At 40.1% G+C, this 16,417-nt stretch carries 15 protein-coding genes; 1 reads left to right on the forward strand and 14 read right to left on the reverse strand.

The features are described 5' to 3' along the window. Window positions 1–126: 126 nt before the first annotated feature. From PJDR2_RS33600 to PJDR2_RS23130, 6 genes are all read right to left on the reverse strand, one after another. Complete coding sequence (locus PJDR2_RS33600) at window positions 127–423, reverse strand: hypothetical protein (protein ID WP_049790075.1); 297 nt, start codon at window positions 421–423, stop codon at window positions 127–129. A gap of 247 nt (window positions 424–670) precedes the next feature. Next, window positions 671–994, reverse strand: a complete 324-nt coding sequence (locus tag PJDR2_RS23110; protein ID WP_041613589.1) for a hypothetical protein — start codon at window positions 992–994, stop codon at window positions 671–673. A 521-nt stretch (window positions 995–1,515) separates the two neighbouring features. Then, complete coding sequence (locus PJDR2_RS23115) at window positions 1,516–2,802, reverse strand: IS110 family transposase (RefSeq protein ID WP_015846143.1); 1,287 nt, start codon at window positions 2,800–2,802, stop codon at window positions 1,516–1,518. A gap of 318 nt (window positions 2,803–3,120) precedes the next feature. Continuing rightward, on the reverse strand, window positions 3,121–3,318 hold the full coding sequence (locus tag PJDR2_RS23120) for a hypothetical protein (RefSeq protein ID WP_015846144.1): 198 nt from the start codon (window positions 3,316–3,318) through the stop codon (window positions 3,121–3,123). 212 nt (window positions 3,319–3,530) lie between these two features. Then, entirely contained in the window at window positions 3,531–3,920 is a 390-nt protein-coding gene (locus PJDR2_RS23125; protein ID WP_015846145.1) for a barstar family protein, read from the reverse strand. Between the two features lie 143 nt (window positions 3,921–4,063). Then, the gene (locus PJDR2_RS23130) at window positions 4,064–4,576 is read right to left on the reverse strand and encodes an SRPBCC family protein (RefSeq protein WP_015846146.1); all 513 of its coding nucleotides are present in this window, start codon (window positions 4,574–4,576) and stop codon (window positions 4,064–4,066) included. 1,508 nt (window positions 4,577–6,084) lie between these two features. On the opposite strand from PJDR2_RS23130, the gene PJDR2_RS23135 reads away from it, so the two are divergent. Then, a complete protein-coding gene (locus PJDR2_RS23135) occupies window positions 6,085–6,396 on the forward strand; it encodes a hypothetical protein (RefSeq protein WP_015846147.1) in 312 nt (103 codons plus the stop codon). A 421-nt stretch (window positions 6,397–6,817) separates the two neighbouring features. Here the strand turns inward: PJDR2_RS23135 and PJDR2_RS23140 are convergent, their stop codons facing one another. The 8 genes from PJDR2_RS23140 to PJDR2_RS23180 all read right to left on the reverse strand — a co-directional run bounded on the left by PJDR2_RS23140 (window position 6,818) and on the right by PJDR2_RS23180 (window position 15,984). Beyond that, the gene (locus PJDR2_RS23140; RefSeq protein ID WP_015846148.1) at window positions 6,818–7,087 is read right to left on the reverse strand and encodes a hypothetical protein; all 270 of its coding nucleotides are present in this window, start codon (window positions 7,085–7,087) and stop codon (window positions 6,818–6,820) included. 471 nt (window positions 7,088–7,558) lie between these two features. Then, window positions 7,559–8,032 carry a UPF0158 family protein gene (locus tag PJDR2_RS23145; RefSeq protein ID WP_015846128.1) on the reverse strand — a complete coding sequence of 158 codons (474 nt, stop codon included), beginning with the start codon at window positions 8,030–8,032 and terminating at the stop codon, window positions 7,559–7,561. A 57-nt stretch (window positions 8,033–8,089) separates the two neighbouring features. After that, complete coding sequence (locus PJDR2_RS32075) at window positions 8,090–8,536, reverse strand: hypothetical protein (RefSeq protein ID WP_015846149.1); 447 nt, start codon at window positions 8,534–8,536, stop codon at window positions 8,090–8,092. Window positions 8,537–8,724: 188 nt separating this feature from the next. Then, entirely contained in the window at window positions 8,725–9,108 is a 384-nt protein-coding gene (locus PJDR2_RS23155) for a hypothetical protein (RefSeq protein ID WP_015846150.1), read from the reverse strand. Window positions 9,109–9,562: 454 nt separating this feature from the next. Beyond that, entirely contained in the window at window positions 9,563–9,838 is a 276-nt protein-coding gene (locus PJDR2_RS23160; RefSeq protein WP_015846151.1) for a hypothetical protein, read from the reverse strand. Between the two features lie 1,021 nt (window positions 9,839–10,859). Then, window positions 10,860–11,348, reverse strand: a complete 489-nt coding sequence (locus tag PJDR2_RS32080) for a hypothetical protein (protein WP_015846152.1) — start codon at window positions 11,346–11,348, stop codon at window positions 10,860–10,862. A gap of 147 nt (window positions 11,349–11,495) precedes the next feature. Continuing rightward, a complete protein-coding gene (locus tag PJDR2_RS23175) occupies window positions 11,496–12,434 on the reverse strand; it encodes a VanZ family protein (protein WP_015846153.1) in 939 nt (312 codons plus the stop codon). 634 nt (window positions 12,435–13,068) lie between these two features. Then, complete coding sequence (locus PJDR2_RS23180) at window positions 13,069–15,984, reverse strand: S-layer homology domain-containing protein (RefSeq protein ID WP_015846154.1); 2,916 nt, start codon at window positions 15,982–15,984, stop codon at window positions 13,069–13,071. Window positions 15,985–16,417: the final 433 nt, after the last annotated feature.

Raw genomic sequence — 16,417 nt, forward strand, 5'->3', positions numbered from 1 at the left:
TGGTTGTTAAAGGAAGAGAGCTTACCCTTTACTTCAACAAAAGCTGCATCAGATCAAAGGATCTGATGCAGCTTTTGTGATTGAATTATAGTCTCCAGTTAGTTTAATCCTCTGGATAACACTCGCTTAGATTGCTTTCTCAGCCTTCCATGCCGCTGATGACGGATCGATAATCGCAAAATGTTCTACTTCTGGAAGCAATACCAGATGAACCAAAGAGCCAAATGCCCCTGCGGAATGACCAAGGACAACCACTCGCGAGAGATCAAGCTGATAACGTTCCTCCAGTTGGGCTAGGTGATTCACAGCATCTATTACATCAACAAATGTTCCCGTCCAACCTCCGCCAGCTGCTCCGACTCTACGATACTCAATATTCCAAGTAGCGTAACCTCGACGAGTTAAATCTTCATCAAGGGTCAAGTTCTTCTAGTCCATATTTAGACTGCCAAACCTCCATGAATAGTTATAACTACTGGACTAAGTCCAGGTAGATCTGGCAAACGCAATACTCCGAATTGAGATAGGTGATCACCATATGATATATGAAATGTCATTTAAAAACCCCATTCTATTTAGTGTATTTCTTCCATAACACGCTTTCTTCCATTCAACTAAAATATCCACCCGATTAAGTTTTAACCTTCTTGAGCTAACGTTCCCAGACAGTTCAATCTGCTTTTTTTAAGATCTCATTAAAAATCTGCGTTACCTCTGCATGTCCGACTACCCTTGCTCCCTCCTGTATTCTGATTATTTTACCAATCCATAAAGTTCGCGGGTAAACTTCTGGTGTAATAAAAGTTATTGTCCCCTTTACCGTCTCACCTGGTTGAAGTACCACATCCCCATAATATTGATGTATTCCTGTCGTCAAATAATCATCTCTCACTAAATGTGCTGGACGGTATCCTGAATAAGCCGGTTTATTTCTCCCATTCCCTTTGTCGTCACTTATTAATATAGTTATTTTAGCTTCAATGTCAGGTGACAAGGTAACCACCTACCTACTCGTATTCAGTCTTTATTCTCACATTTTCTAATTTGCTCCATATCCCTGCCCTTTACTTCACCAAAAGACCGGCAGCGGATCTCAGATCTGTTGCCGGTCTTTGTTTTAAACTAATGTTCCCCGTCCCGCGTTTTTAAGGGTTTATCTCATATATACTCACTCACTCGCAGGATTTCGTCACCTTGGATCATGTCCATCTCAGGAAACAACGCAGTTGATGCCGTATGAGGTGGTTGGCTGGGCATGCGGAAATAGAGGAAGACTCAGGAAATATTCCCCAGACTGTTTCTACTGCACGCATACCCCACAGGATCCTTGGAGGTTCACCCTCCCACAACTCAACGGGTCAATGCCCTTACATTCCTTCGTTATACCTGTCCAAGGTGTGGAGACCGATAGCGTTTAGCGGATGGGTCATAGCCCTTATGGAGAACGAACTCGGTCCTCCGTGCTTTCTTTGTGAAATCCCGCGAATGAGTCAATATACGTGATTACTTCTTAATTTAAGCTGCTTTTGACCAGGTCAAGACGGTTTTCTCTGGCGTGAACTTTTCTCCTCGTTGAACAATACCGACTAGAATTCTTGCCAACTTCCCTATGAGCTTAAATATGGATTGCTGCTTTTTCATCTTCTTTTCTTGCACATTATGCTCATGCAGATGGCGGAAAACAGGGTTATTCCAAACGAGTTGAACAGTTGCGAGATAGAGATATTTTCGCAAGGCAGAGTCTCCTCGCTTTGAAAGAACAATTTTACCTTTACGCCTACCAGATGAACTTTCAGCCAGATTTAAACCAGCCTTACGCATTACCTGACGTCCATGCGCATATTGCCTCAGGTCCCCAGTACCAGCTAAAATAGCCGCAGTGAAAATCTTCCCAAGTCCCTTTATGGTACGAAGTTGCTGCGCCATAGGAATCTCTGAAAGCAGTACTTCGATGTCCATTTCAATCTGTTCGAGCATCGTAGTTACACGCTCAAATTCTTCGATGAGCCGTCTTAAATCTGCTTTTGCTTCTTCTGCAGCGGCTTGTTCTCCAACACTACATTTCGCTCGTGCGATAAGTTGTGCAGCCTTCTCAAACCCTGTTGAGCCCCCAGCTCGCTGCATATGCACTCTCCAGGCGTCAATGACATCCGGTACTCTATAGTTCTCGAGATCCTGTGGGCATGGAAAGGTTTTGAGGGTTGCCAATGATCGCTTACAAGTCCAGTCTTTGAATACAGACGGATATTCGGGAAACCGAATGTCCAGCCAACGTACAATCCGGTTCTGCAGCCGTACGCTATTAGTCACCCAGAACTCCCGATCACTCATTATTGTCTTCAGCCGTTGGAACAATAATGATTGACGTGTGTACTCGTAATAGAAGCCCCGGCTAACTGAGTCTGCTATAGTAAGCGCATCTTTAGGGTCATTCTTTGATGGGCTATTATCTCGGTTTTCTTTATTTCTCTTTGTTGTGGCTGGATTCACCATAACCACGTGTAATCCCTTATCTGATAACCAGTTGGCTAGGTTAAACCAGTAATGACCGGTTGGTTCCATACCGATAATGAGCCTCTTTAATCGTTGTTTTTGCAGTAACTCCGTCATCCAACGGTTCAATTTTTCAAAGCCTTCAATGCTATTTGAGAATGAGAGATGTCGCTTGGAAACCACGATTCCTCGGAAGTTCGTAGCTTGTGCCACATGCGTTTCTTTGGCCATGTCGATTCCTATGACAAGATGTGAGGTGGTAATTTGTTGAATGCGTTGATTTTGAGCGTCTGATTGCTTAAACTTCATAGTAAGAGCGCCTCCTTGATGTGTTGTCGACAAACCCATCATAACGAGGCACTCCTTTTTTTACAAAGCCCATTTCTTAGGCTCTACAGGAATGTTTAAGAGTTTAATACTTTAATTCGTTTATTTGTTTTGTCTTATTACGTCCTCTGCCCTTGCCTCTAGTTGCTTATAGTAAAGGTAAAGTGGTCTGTTGTTCTTTATTGCATTTGTATCGATATGTATATCTCGCTTGCCAATAATACCGCCGTATATTTTTAATATTGCGTAGTTTGATTTACCTGTACCTACGTATTGAATTGAGTAGCTTTTATAACGTGTCTACTTATCCTTAAAAATGCCATCAATAATTAATCGGTTTCCTGAGTGTTTTACTTCATTAAGTTTTATATCGGTGGAAGAAATAGGTCCCCTATAAAACCACAAAAAGAATAGGAAGACTAAAATTACTCCAAGACCTAATAGAGCTTTTGCTTTTTTAGTCTTTATTTCTATGGTTATGGTTATTTCCTTTTTCAAATGGTTCTCCTCTCGATAACAAGAGTATTTAAGTCCTTACATAACATATTGGAACTATCCTGCCTATTGATTCAGCTAAAAGCAGCCGAGCTTTATATGCCGGCTGCTGTCATATTGTTGAGCTATAGTTCCCAGTTAGTTGAATGACCATAGCGTATCCGATATCTTGCAGAACTGCCCCACAGATCATCGTACCTGGTAGATAGATACCATTAGTCAAGGATTAACGCGATATGTTTGTGATTAGATATAACTTTGTGCAGCCAATCAAATATGGTCGGTCCTTCGCTATTCTTGGCCAGTCGGAGTTCCTCTTTAACACGAGGAACATTTGTTAGGTGACACTTTAATAAACGCTCTTCAAGTATTTTTATTGTCTCAGTGTACCCTAAACTTCCTTTCAGAGTGCTGGAACCCTTCCAAATAATTGTAAGAGGTTCATTGGCCTCCATGTCACCAAAACCGCCTCTTAAAATGTCGTTAAAGGCATCTAAATTGCCATTCCATTGATGCTTCCCTGATAACACATTAGTTGAAAATTCTCTACAAAAATCCTCATAACTAGAGATTTTGGTTCCATCAATGATGAATTTCTTACTCATACGATATCCATCCATTTCTAACGCATATTATAAAAACAATCAGCTACTGCAACCCCACTTGAACTAATGTCTCCCGTTAGCGCAATGCATGTAATGTTCAAAGTGATTAAGTTTTTTTGATCGATTAACTTTTTTATCGCATTTTAATTCAGGAAGGCAAGATAGTCGGCAAGTTTATCGAAAGTACCCTCAAGATCTTGTTGAAGCTTTGGAGCCATACCTTTGTAGGCTTCCTGTTCCTCAACTGAAGCGTTCACAGGGCAACCTTTCAGTTTTAATACAGTTTTACCTTCGTCATCTTCTAGCGTTATGATATTCAGAATTTCAAGTGGCCAACTCACGCTAAAAGGCGTTCGGACCGTATTGCCTTGATCATCTGAAAAGGATCGGATATAAGCCAATTTCTCAGGTTCAACAACCTCTTGGTATGCAAATTTTGTCCACATAACCTGATTTCCGTCAGGTGACGTTTGAATACCTAAAAACTCGCCACCTGATCGAGCGTCCATTTTAACGATTTCGAGGGTGACCCCCTTTGGTCCCCACCATTTCGCGAAATGACCGAGCTCTGTCCATGCTTTAAATACGAGTTCGCGAGGGACATCGAATACACGCGTAATTGAAATTTCGAACGATTGATTCAGATTGTTATCCATGAAAATCCTCCTTGTTTTTTGAAGGGAACTATTCCAAGTCTTTAATTTTATTTCTCAGTCTAAAACTTTGTTTTTCAGTCTAATGCTTTATTTCACAGAACAATAATACCATGTATTGGAAGTATTCTGCCCTTTAGTTCAAAGAAAAAGAAGCAGCTGCCACGGTGGCAATCTGCTCCTAAATCGCTGAACTAACGTTTCCCGTTAGTTGAATGACAAATTCATGCTGGTTATACATCGTTTTAAGCGAGATAGTCGCTGGCTGCGCTGTTCACTCGCGGACCGAGGTCGTTAGCCCGAAGCGTGAATATAGTGTTATCAGAAGTTCCTTCTTCTCAAATTACTTCCATATGTTTAATCTTCTCTTTATTAATTCTATTTGTTGAATACAACTCATGATAAAAACTATCAATAAAGAAATTATTATTTCCCATTTTAATATTAGTAATGTTTCTGAATCAGGTTTTAGTAAACTTTGAGAAGAAATGCCCCAATTCATGTAATTTAAAACATGCGACAGCAATGTTGAAATAGATATTATTGTCCAGTTCTTTATAAAGCGATAATTGTTACATTTGATATTAAACCATCCATTAATAACGACTTGAAAAAACGGAATAATAATTGTTGTTCCTATTGAAGATAAAATAGTAACAACCCACAACTCTTCAAAAACATTCACTAACAACCAAATAGGTAACAATATTAAATGAAAAAATATTATCGGCAAAAAATTTATTGTAAAAATATTTCTTCGAATTATTGTAATTAGGTTCGAAATTTCCTTCCCTCTTTTCATTATTATTGGATCTAAGGAATTTCTGTCTTATTCACGAGCTTCGTAAACACTTCCATATCTAGGGTATTCGCGAAACTTTTAAACTATCCTGCCCGTTCGTATTATGAGATCAACCATTTCTTTCTGGTTGATCCTTTTTGCATTAGCTTCGAGGATTAAGGTAGCCGGGTCGAACGTACCTGCCCGTGGGACTTGATCCCGAGCGCTATAATGTTCCCCCCTACTTGTCATGACCATGATTGAGGCTGGTTGGAACAGAGTTCCCGTATCACATGCGATGCTGTGGCACGACAAGGAGGTTCATAGGGGCTACCGGTAAATCCATTTCAATCAAGGAGAGATAAAATGAACCCTGTTATAGGGCTAGACATATCTAAAGAAGAAAGTCACGGACAAGCTTTCTTAGATCGAGGAAAACCATACCGTGGGATTTTCCATTTCAAACATACACGGGATCACGATAATTTTCTTTATTGAAATTCACCCCCATAATTTTTCATTTAGATGTGAGACGTAATGTCCCACATAAAGGTTGCGATGTTTCAACTATTCTGCCCTTTACTTCAACAGAAGACCGGCAGCGTATCTCTGATCTGTTGCCGGTCTTTGTTTTAAACTAATGTTCCCAGTTAGTTCAGAAGGGTATTGATTTCTGATACCGAAAATATGGTTTATTATAGACTGATTATAGGAGGCGCTACAAACTTAAATGGACGAATATCTATACTCACCAACAATCAATTCTACAAAACGATTGCTTATTATTGACGGCATCCCCGGCTCCGGCAAAACGACGACAGCAACCCGCCTCCATAACTATTTGACAGCTCTAGGTGTACGTGTAAAATGCTTGCTCGAACTGGAGGAGAATCACCCATTGTTGCCGCCCATGGAGCAGTACAATGCGCTGAATACCGTTGAAGGAGCCGATGCCTTCACACGGCATCTCTTCAATCGATACGCTCATTTCGTCGAAGAGCAACTCAGTAGGCCGGAGGATGTATCATCATGTCGATGTTGAAGGGCAGTGGCGGTTCATTTGAAACGGTGTGCCAGTTGTTTGAATGCCTTGATGTCAGCCGACAAAGGGACTGATCCACGTCTTGATTTATTACGAATGAGAGCCGTAGGAAGCTTAGTACAGATTTGTTATCCAGATGCAGAAACTTTATATATGAAGGCACCTATATTAGAGCGTAAAAGTTAAACAACAAACGGCAGCCTTTCAGTCGCCCTACGTTGTAACTAAAAAATATTTAGGCCATGTGGATTTTCAAATGCCTGTAACCATGTTATACTCGATTCATCCATTTCCTTCAGGTGATGTGATCTTAGTTCGGCATCATCAACCGTCCTAGGTGTGTTGGTTTTCCTTACAAATTATCAAACCATAACCTGAAAGAAGAAAAAGGCTGCCCTTTAGGCAGTCTTTTTTGTTCTTTCTATATAGCGTTTGCAACAATAGCACCGAATATAGATGCCATCATAGCCAAGCCGATCCAAACGCCAAGAAACCGGTAGCGAACACCTTGCCGTCTATAGTTAATGATATTCACGATGCAATAAAGGACGATTGTGAAGAACATGGCCGATATGCCAATATTGACTGCCCGTTCAGGATCATCGAAAAGAAGGGAACCGCCGATGATTACTGAAGTAATAAGTGCGCCAAAGCCAGCAAAGCGGAAAGGAGATTTATCAGAAACTTGCATGATTTATTTTCCTCCTATACTTGGGGTAGACACAAATAGAGTGATGTCTGGTGACTAGAACATTGTAACACTGTAAGTCTACAAAGGTGTTTAATCGGGAATTCCTGTTTTCATTTCAGAAGTACTGATGTATGACAGAGTAACCATTATAAGCAACAAGATAATCACACCCCCAATTTTCTTACCGACACGCACTACATTCCCCCCTTATGTTAGTTATCACGTTGTATTGAGGTGAATTTTATAGATATGGTATTCCCTATGGATGGTGTTATTACAAGAGGTGAGCATCCTGACTGGTTTTAGATAGATATTGATGATTCTTAAGGGGTTGCACTAACGGAGAACTATAGTTCATACAACCCTAGATATACATCAAGTATTTAGACGTATATCAGTGGAGTTTGTTATGTTAACCTGCCGTTAACGAAATGAAGCTGCCATCGCGGCAGCTTTCATTCTAGGTGTATTTTAATTTTGGAACTCAATATCATGTTCGATACACCATTCAATCACAAATTCCTTTATCTTGTTTTCCTTGTAGGTGTACCATTGCTTATCAATGCCAAATTCTATTATTTTATCTTTAAATCTGCGAAATGCGCCCTTCCCATTAATTGCTGCATTTAGCGCTTCATTGATATTTTCATCTTCAACAGTCTTTATGAACTCTTCTATGAGTTCATATTCGTTGTAGTCGTTTTTTAACGTGAAGTCCGCAAATTTCCCTTGCTCATCCTCGAGTATGCAACTTGCTCTTTCAATGTTCTCTCTTTGCCATTCGGGAAAATCTTCAAACGGCCGTTCATCTTCAGCAGCTCGAATTTCTTCTCTAGTTAACGTAATCACTTCACCTGTCGTAACATCTATATAAGTAAACGTATCATCTAAACCAATTTCAATCTCTCCGACTAATTCATCCAAATTGACTGGTTTCTTTATCACTGAGATCATCCTTCCTTGCTCAATAGTAGAATTCTATATTTCAGCTAAAGTTCCTCGTTAGTTCAAATCATGATTGATTAATTTATTTTGTAGTTTTGCAATTCCTTTTGCTAGTTCATTCCGATTTTTCCGATTTTTAATCCAATCAGGTAATCTACTTGCCAAACTCTGATTTTGATTTGGGATCCTTTCTCGCAATGAGGCGTTAATATAACCATCTAGCAAATCTAAATGCTCTTTATTATACGCCCAAAGCAATTCGCCGCAGCAATTTGTTCGTAACCAAACATTGAACCCCATAAAAGTTCCATTTCCCCAAGAACCAACATTGGGATGACTTAATATACCACATCGTTTGCACTGGAGAAGATATCCGAACTCCCCCTCGCTTCTTCTTAAGCCTCTGGCACTTTTTAAACAATGAGGACATTCTATAAGGATATCGTATTTATACAAGAAGTCGTAAATGCTTTCTCCTATATCATCAAACCTAGAAACTGTCATAATAGTTCCTCCAAAAGTAATCGCTTATTCTGTTGCCATTGTACTTACTTGTAATATTCTCGAAACCATTTAACTATCCTGCCCTTTAATTGAGAGAAAGGCCGCCATAATTACCGGCGGCCTTTCTTCTTTATTCAACTAATGGTCCCCGTTAGCGCAACGAAGTATGGTCAGTAAATTGAACACTTTCAGTCCTCGCCGTATATCTTCCATTGTTCATCTTGTTTTGTAAGTAAATATCTTATATTTTTGGATTCATCAGAATCAATTAAATCAATCGATATATCAATCGTTGCAAACAAATTGTCTTCAGAAATGTTAATTTCATCTAATGTATAATTGTCCAACTTGAAATTATCGGCCTTTAGACTTGAACTTAACTCTTCTTTAGTTATTCCGCTACTAGTAAAATACCTTTCTGCAAAAAAACTTGTCATTTCATCAAAGTTTTGATTACTCATTAGTGACATATAAGAATTCATGGTTTCCTTAATATCCTTCTGCTCTTGGCTAGAACAAGCCGAGATCATTAAGGAAAATATCATGATAATTATTAATAAGCTATTCTTCATTTCATTCTCCTTCTGTGATTATTAATTTGAACGTAAGGACATTTTTACTCGTTTATACTAGTAGAAAAGCACTCTTTACTTAACACCATTTTCCACGATTATCTACCCATTAGTTAAAGCGGCCAGCTTATATGCCGGCTGCTGTCGTGTTGTTGAGCTATCGTTCCCCGTTAGCTTAAGGGCAAACACTGTTCACTCGTACGCCTTGCCTGCTAATAAAGATGTTGCAAAGAGACCCCAGGTAGGCGAATCGGAATTATAGTCACAATCAGTTAGCCATGCTTCCATGGCTTCAAGAAAGCTCTCCAGATTTGGGTTTTCCCAACTCACAATATTATTAGTAAGGTCATGTCGCAATGTATTTAGAAATTCTACTAACTCTTTCTTACTGGAAACATCATTAGGACTCCCGTCTGTTTGAACCTCCTTATATTATCGTCTCCCGTTTAATCAACTACGCATAATAGTCGCCTTTTCTAGGGTACTCTTTATGCTCAAGGAAATAGCTATGTATAATACTAAAAACTCTATTTGCTGCTGCTTGTGACTGTTTCTTATTCTTTAGTCTGACCACATCGAAGATGGGGGTGTCCAATGGAGTATCGCCGTTTATCAAACTAGACAGGTCAATTTCAAATACCCCATCAAGTTCCTTTAGGCATTCTCCAAATCGATATTCTGCAATAGTTCCTCTTACTTTAATTAACTCGAAGTTCAAACAGATTGCCATCTTTTAAACCTCACTTCAAAAAGCATTATTGGCTTCGGATTAACTAATGTTTCCCGGTAGCATAATGAACTTTGTCGAATGCCCGATGGATGATTATCTTTATCTTGTATAAGTATATTATGGCTACCAGCTACTAATAAAGTAACTCTCTCCCCAGTTGTAGTATCAAATAGATACCAACAAATAATTAAAATAAGACTTATAGGAATTAGGGTAGATTTAATTGTTTTTATATTTATATTATTATTCAAATTATCACCTCAAAAATAATTAATAATTGTATCGACTTTGCGGGAATTTCTTACAACGTCTTTACTGCGAACTTCGCACTTAAATTTATTCGCGAAGTCATTCAGCTATCCTGCCCTTTACTTCAACAAAGCTGCAATAGATCCTCCGATCCGCTACAGCTTTGTTCATTGAACTAAAGTTTCCCGTCCCTCGGTTTAGCTGAAAGTATAGTTACCTGCTACTGAGTTTTTACAAGGGAGTTGGTAGCACTTTGCGTTTTCTATCGTTATTTGACCAATTCCCTTCACCAAATACTCTATATGCAAGCTCTCGTATAATCTCAGCCATTTCATCAAAACCCTTATGCCTATATGCGTGGTAAAACTCCCTAAATCTTGTATTTCTGTGCCCAAAGTGAAGAAACACCTTTGTACTCAGCACTGAATGATTGTCTTCGCTGTATTGGTTTACTGTAATTAAATAATCCCCATGAAAAGAAGTAACCCTCAATCGACAGCTCTCATTCTTAAAATTAATTTGCTTATCTATAAGTGCAGGTAACAAAACTTCAGCTCCTATCTGCTAATTTTGAAACCTAAAAAGCTCTTTTTGGTATCACCTAAACAATACCACATATTGGAACTATCCTGCCCTTTAGTTTAATAAAAAAAGAGCAGCTGCCGTTGTAGCAAACTGCTCCTGAATACTGAACTATCGTCTCTAGTTAGCTTAACAATAAAAAGTAAAGATACCAATCCATCCGACTTCCCCTTATAAACCAGAGCTTCATTCAGTGCAGTTCCGTTACACTATTGGATGCGTATCCATCAAAATCCACGTTTACAGCAGCAGTGGAAGAGTGGAATTGGACGTTATAATCACCAGAGCGCAGACATTGCGGATATTTAGTACTGCTTCTCCACGTATACTCTGCTCCTGGAGCTATATTTACTGCTACATATTCTAAGCCTGTAGCAACGTGTTGTACCGTAACAGTTACCGCGCCTTTACCTACGTTGTGAAAGTGAAGTTTTCCATAGCCGAAACCACCTGGCACTACAAAAGCAGAGCTAGCGCTAGTATCAGTACTGCTATAGTTTGTCAGTGGAACAATAACAATGAAATCGTTAGGTGATTCTGTCGACGTGGCTGGAGTTACAATTGGAAGATTGGATTCTGTCTGTGTTACCTCGGCAGAATCAGCGTTAATTATTGCTGGAATCGTTAAATCTGCGACTAGTGTTAGAGTTAGCACAGTGAATTTAGTTTGCTTCATCATTTAATACAATCTTCCTATCTACTAAATTTTTTACAAACGGGTAATTTGCATGGAGCAGCTGCCGCGGCGGACACTGCTTCTAGATTGTTGAACAAAAGTTCCCCGTTAGCGTAATGTTTTACTGTGATACGGTTTACGGCGATTGACTCAGTTCCAGAAAAATTTCATCTTTCTATACCCAACATCCCATATTTTTTCGTTCCCCTCAATGGTTATCGTGAGCTCGCTCCCCGCTTCGATAGGAATCTCGCATATCGCCGGAAACAGTTCAGGATAACGGCGTTGATCCTCTCCAGAGCCGGTCATTACCTCGAGCCCATTGACGGAAACACGGATGCTTCCGGAATAATCCGTTTGATCGGGTATTCCGTAATACAAGGAGAAAATAAACTTCTCCTTATACGTGTACGTAAACGTTTTTAAATTTTCACCTTCAACGCCATACATATTATAGCGGGGTTTTACGTTTTGACCGCTAATTTTAAAGCTATTCGTTTTTTTCCCCATTGATGAATTTCCGGAGCTGTCCTTCAATTCGTTTATCGCCACAAAAGGACCTTCTTCTTTAGTGAACGTTTTATCTACAATACCACACAATCCCCATAACCCTAATAAAAGAACCATGCAGGAAATGGCGGTCATCGCAATATTACGCCAACCGTTTTTTGAGCGAACACCAAGCTTGTATGCCCCAAAACCGACTGCTGCGCCTAATGAGTTTCGAATGGCGTCGTTAACATCGAAGCTGCCGAGCAACGTTAGTGCCTGTATGGTTTCCATCACGAGAATCGACAGGAAGAACAATGTAATGAATCGAACAAAGGTGATCCGATATAACAATGGAATCAATATTCCGAAAGGGATGAAGGCTGCGAGGTTTCCAAATCCTACAAAATCCATCAGGGTAGGATACAGAAGATCCGATATACTTGGCAACTTAAAGAAATCGTCCGGTCTGAAAATAAAAGTGTAGCCAGTCGTTCGCTCTGCAGCACCTACTCTACCGAAAGCGAGAAATAAAAAATAAAGAATCAACATTGTATAGAATATGGTTATGGTAGAAATAATCTTACGTTGTTGTGACATGGTTAACTCCTTTGTGGGGTAGTACTGTAAAACTAAATTTGCTGCCTCAACTCATTTTACCGCATATTACGACTATACTGCCCTTTACTTCAATTAAGCCGCAGCTGATCCTCTGATTGGCTACTACGACCTGCTGAGAGGAAAGACATCAACAAAACTAATAACATCATCCTCATACATTTCCCTCCTTACATAAATCTAAAAAACATCTCTTTAATAAAGACGCGAATATTTATTGATTTGTAACATTATCCTGCCCTTAGCCCAATAAAAATGGCAACTGATCATCCGGATCAGTTGCCATTTGTTGTTCTGAACTAACGTGCCCCGTCGTATTAAGAGGTCAGCCAGTTTTTACTGGTTGACCTCTTTTGGTACGGTGGTGTATTTCTCAGTAGCCGGGGCAGATCGAACGTTCCCCTGGGTCTTTAACCCGTCGCTAAAACTGATCGCCCCATACTTGTAGAAACCACTTCCGTTGTATAGATGTTGTTGTCGTCCAACATCATGCCCATCTTCGCTCTCTAACATTTCAGAGAGGCTTATAGTCGCAGATGTTCATTGCTTTGGTAGATATTTTAAAGAACAAGAAGGGACATAGTTGTAATAACCCAACCATGTCCCATTAGTAGTATTAAGCTTTAACTATCAGATCGATTAAACCAATCAACATCGATACAGCTTCTGCACGACTTGCTGAATCATTTGGAGCGAACTCAGTAGTTGATATCCCCTTCACGATACCTTGCTCAGCAAACACTTTAATTTGTGTGGATGCCCAGTTGTTATCAATATCCGTAAAAGTGCTTTTCTCAACAGGTTTGAAGTCTGTCAGTCGTGAGAGAACGGTAACGATTTCAGCACGAGTGATTTCTTTATCTGGTTTGAAAGTGCCGTCTCCATAACCAGTTAATACCCCCTGCCCTACCAAAGCCTCAATAGCTTTTGAACCCCAATGGTTAGTAGCATCTGGGAAAGTTGTGCTGCTTGAGGACACCAGATTAAATGCTTTAGCTACAATCGTTGCAAACTCTGCACGAGTTATGCTCGCGTCAGGACGGAAAGAGTTATCCTCGTAACCATCGATAATACCCATGCTAGTAGCTTTTTGAATGGCTTCAGAACTCCATGTACCTGGTGTTACATCAGTAAACGTTTTAGATGGAGTATCTGAAGCTTTCTTGATCATCTCTTCAAGCTTCGTTTTGTCGAAGTCTACTTTCAGGTCAATTGGCTTTTCCACTTGAACCGGAGGTGTGGAAATAACGGTGCCTCCACCAGAACTTGAATTACGGACAGTAATGGACAACTTCTTCTCCAGTTGACCGCCTTTTGCTATTGTGATTTCAGCAGTACCTGCTGATAATCCTTTAAGTAAACCAGTTGAAGAAACGCCAACGATTGAAAGGTCGGACGAATCTATAGACACTCTATCTGTTACGTCAGCTGTTGTAGAATCTGCGAATGTACCAATAACCTGTAATTGCAGAGTTTCACCAACCAAAATGTTACCCGACAACGGCGATACACTAATGGATACAGGTGGAAGAGGATTTACTGTAACCAAGATATCCGCAGTAAAGCCTTTGAAAGTGCCGTGAACATGCGTAGTGCCAAGACCCACAGGAGTCATTTTACCACCTTCGCTGATTGTTACGACATCCTCATCATCAGAAGTCCATGTAGCTTGGGATGTTACGTCTTTTGTACTCTCGTCATCGTAAGTAGCTGTTAACGTAAATTGATACCCTTCACTATCATCAATGGTAGTACCTAAATCGTCAGTGTCAGCATCTACAGAAACAACTTGAGGTTCAGAAGTGCCGGCTGCTGCTTCTACTGTGAAGTTTTGGTTTCCTCTTCCAAGGATAGGAACAGTAGCCGAAATTGTTGCTGCACCTTCAGCAATTGCTGTCAGCTCACCATGTTTATCAACTGACAGTACCGTATCATCGGAAGATGTCCAAGTCGCATATCGCGACAGATCGTAACTAATCGAACCCTCATCAAAGTATGCTTTTGCTTTCAGGTTGAGTGTGTTTCCTACCTCAATAATTGGAACGTCATATGGCTCAATGCCGATATGATCAAAGGCTGGAGGATGTACATCATCATTGACTACCCAAACATAATTCCAAATCGGCTCGATTGAGTCGTCAGCCGTGTATTGAGCAGTAATCTTAGTGATGCCATCTTTTACCCCTGTTAGAAGACCGTCTGCACCAATCATTGCAACACTTTCATCGTCAATCGTGAATGTGAATGCTGATGGATCTATAAGCTCTTCATGATTATCCGAGAAATGCCCCTTGATTTGTGGTGACACTTGCTTGTCTACTCGAAGTGGATCGTTAGCATCGTCAGTGAAGTAAACCGATTCGAGTACAGGTTCTGGTTGCCCTACTGGCCCAACATGCACAGGGATATTTTTAGAACCATGTGCGTTAGTGTAAGTAATAATTGCATCACCTAAACCCATCGCATTTACTGCACCATTGAATACCAATGCCACATTCGCATCGGAAGAAGTCCAAGTTCCGGTTGTAGTTACATCCACTACCCCTGTAGTCCACATCTCTTGCATGAGAAGAACGCCCACACCACCGACATTGTCAATTTGAAGCGATTCTTGGTTAGATACAAAACCTAAGAATGTGCTTGGTGGTGGCGTTATGATAGGAACTACACTTATTTGCACAAAAGAAATCAAACCATTATATGTGCCAGTTATCGTAGTTGAACCCATCACTGAACCAGCCAAAACTGTACCAGTAGAACTTACTGTAGCAACCACAGGGTTACTGGAAGTCCATGTAGCTGAACCCGTAAGATCAGCTATCGCACTGTCGGAATAAGTTCCTTGAAGATGAACATTAGTTGTACCGCCAAAAAGCAAGGATTGCGAATCCGCTCTTGCTGTTACACTACTCAACGTAGGTAAAGCTTGAATAGTGAAATTTGAAACTGGCGATGTAATAAGTCCACTTGGAACCGATTCCCCTGTGCTGTCAACAATTGATGTTTCATCGTAAGGACGAACAATAATTCCAGTGTCCCCAACAGGCGCATCATCCTTTACATGAAGCTTAAAGGATAAAAATGCCCGCATTGCAGGTGTAATAGTCTCATCAGTAGTATTAACCAGTATGAAAGTCAATTGCGTTTTACCGTTGTCATGACTGATCAGTGTATCCATTAACTGCATACCTTCAGGAACAGCAGGGTTCAATCTTACACCAGACGGTTGATAAAGCTGGTCATCAGTTGTGTAACCTTCCTCGTCAAATACAGCTGGATCATACTCGACTTGGAAAATCATTTGTGATAGACCATTTTCGTCAACTGCGGCAATATTAGCTGCATCGACCATAAACTCAGTTGTGGTTCCCTTGTAAATAGGAGCCTCGTCTGGTTGGAGCACACTCAACTCTATTGCAGTTGGTTGTGGTCCTGCAAACGCCGTTCCCGCAAACATCGATGCGACAATTGTAGTTGCTAATGTCACAGATGTCGCGATACGGCGAAACTTCTTAGTTGAACTAAGAATCATTGTTAACCCTCCCGAATTATCTATTTATATTAACACTTAGAGTGATAATAACGAGAGTTATATGGTTACTATCGACACAAAGTTTCGCATTTTTAATATGTATAGTGACTATCGATTTAATTTCGATTAAGATACTGAAATAGTTGGTGTGAAATTAAACCATTAGAAGTAGTCAAATGATCTTCCCGCTTCAGCTTCGCTACCATGAGATTACGTAATCACTCAACTGATGAAATATACATGCTATATCCAACGTAAGCTCCGTTCCAATAAAAAACCTATCCCTTTAAATCCCTTTAAACTGGACAGGTATACAATCTCTCACAATCACAAATTATTAATTCTCACCTAAAATCCTACCTTGCAAATCGTATCCCGAAGTTTGCCTTTTGGTTCATATGCTCTAGTCTGATCCACTTAAAAGATTTGTGCT

This window comes from Paenibacillus sp. JDR-2, assembly GCF_000023585.1.
GTDB lineage: Bacteria > Bacillota > Bacilli > Paenibacillales > Paenibacillaceae > Pristimantibacillus.

Excerpts from the sequence above, each read along its gene's own strand:
- PJDR2_RS23160 (WP_015846151.1), bottom strand. The coding sequence starts at position 9,838 with ATGGCAATCTGTTTGAACTTCGAGTTAATTAAAGTAAGAGGAACTATT.
- PJDR2_RS23155 (WP_015846150.1), bottom strand. The coding sequence starts at position 9,108 with ATGAAGAATAGCTTATTAATAATTATCATGATATTTTCCTTAATGATC.
- PJDR2_RS23125 (WP_015846145.1), bottom strand. The coding sequence starts at position 3,920 with ATGAGTAAGAAATTCATCATTGATGGAACCAAAATCTCTAGTTATGAG.
- PJDR2_RS23115 (WP_015846143.1), bottom strand. The coding sequence starts at position 2,802 with ATGAAGTTTAAGCAATCAGACGCTCAAAATCAACGCATTCAACAAATT.
- PJDR2_RS23175 (WP_015846153.1), bottom strand. The coding sequence starts at position 12,434 with ATGTCACAACAACGTAAGATTATTTCTACCATAACCATATTCTATACA.
- PJDR2_RS32075 (WP_015846149.1), bottom strand. The coding sequence starts at position 8,536 with ATGACAGTTTCTAGGTTTGATGATATAGGAGAAAGCATTTACGACTTC.
- PJDR2_RS32080 (WP_015846152.1), bottom strand. The coding sequence starts at position 11,348 with ATGATGAAGCAAACTAAATTCACTGTGCTAACTCTAACACTAGTCGCA.
- PJDR2_RS23140 (WP_015846148.1), bottom strand. The coding sequence starts at position 7,087 with ATGCAAGTTTCTGATAAATCTCCTTTCCGCTTTGCTGGCTTTGGCGCA.
- PJDR2_RS23180 (WP_015846154.1), bottom strand. The coding sequence starts at position 15,984 with ATGATTCTTAGTTCAACTAAGAAGTTTCGCCGTATCGCGACATCTGTG.
- PJDR2_RS23135 (WP_015846147.1), top strand. The coding sequence starts at position 6,085 with ATGGACGAATATCTATACTCACCAACAATCAATTCTACAAAACGATTG.
- PJDR2_RS23130 (WP_015846146.1), bottom strand. The coding sequence starts at position 4,576 with ATGGATAACAATCTGAATCAATCGTTCGAAATTTCAATTACGCGTGTA.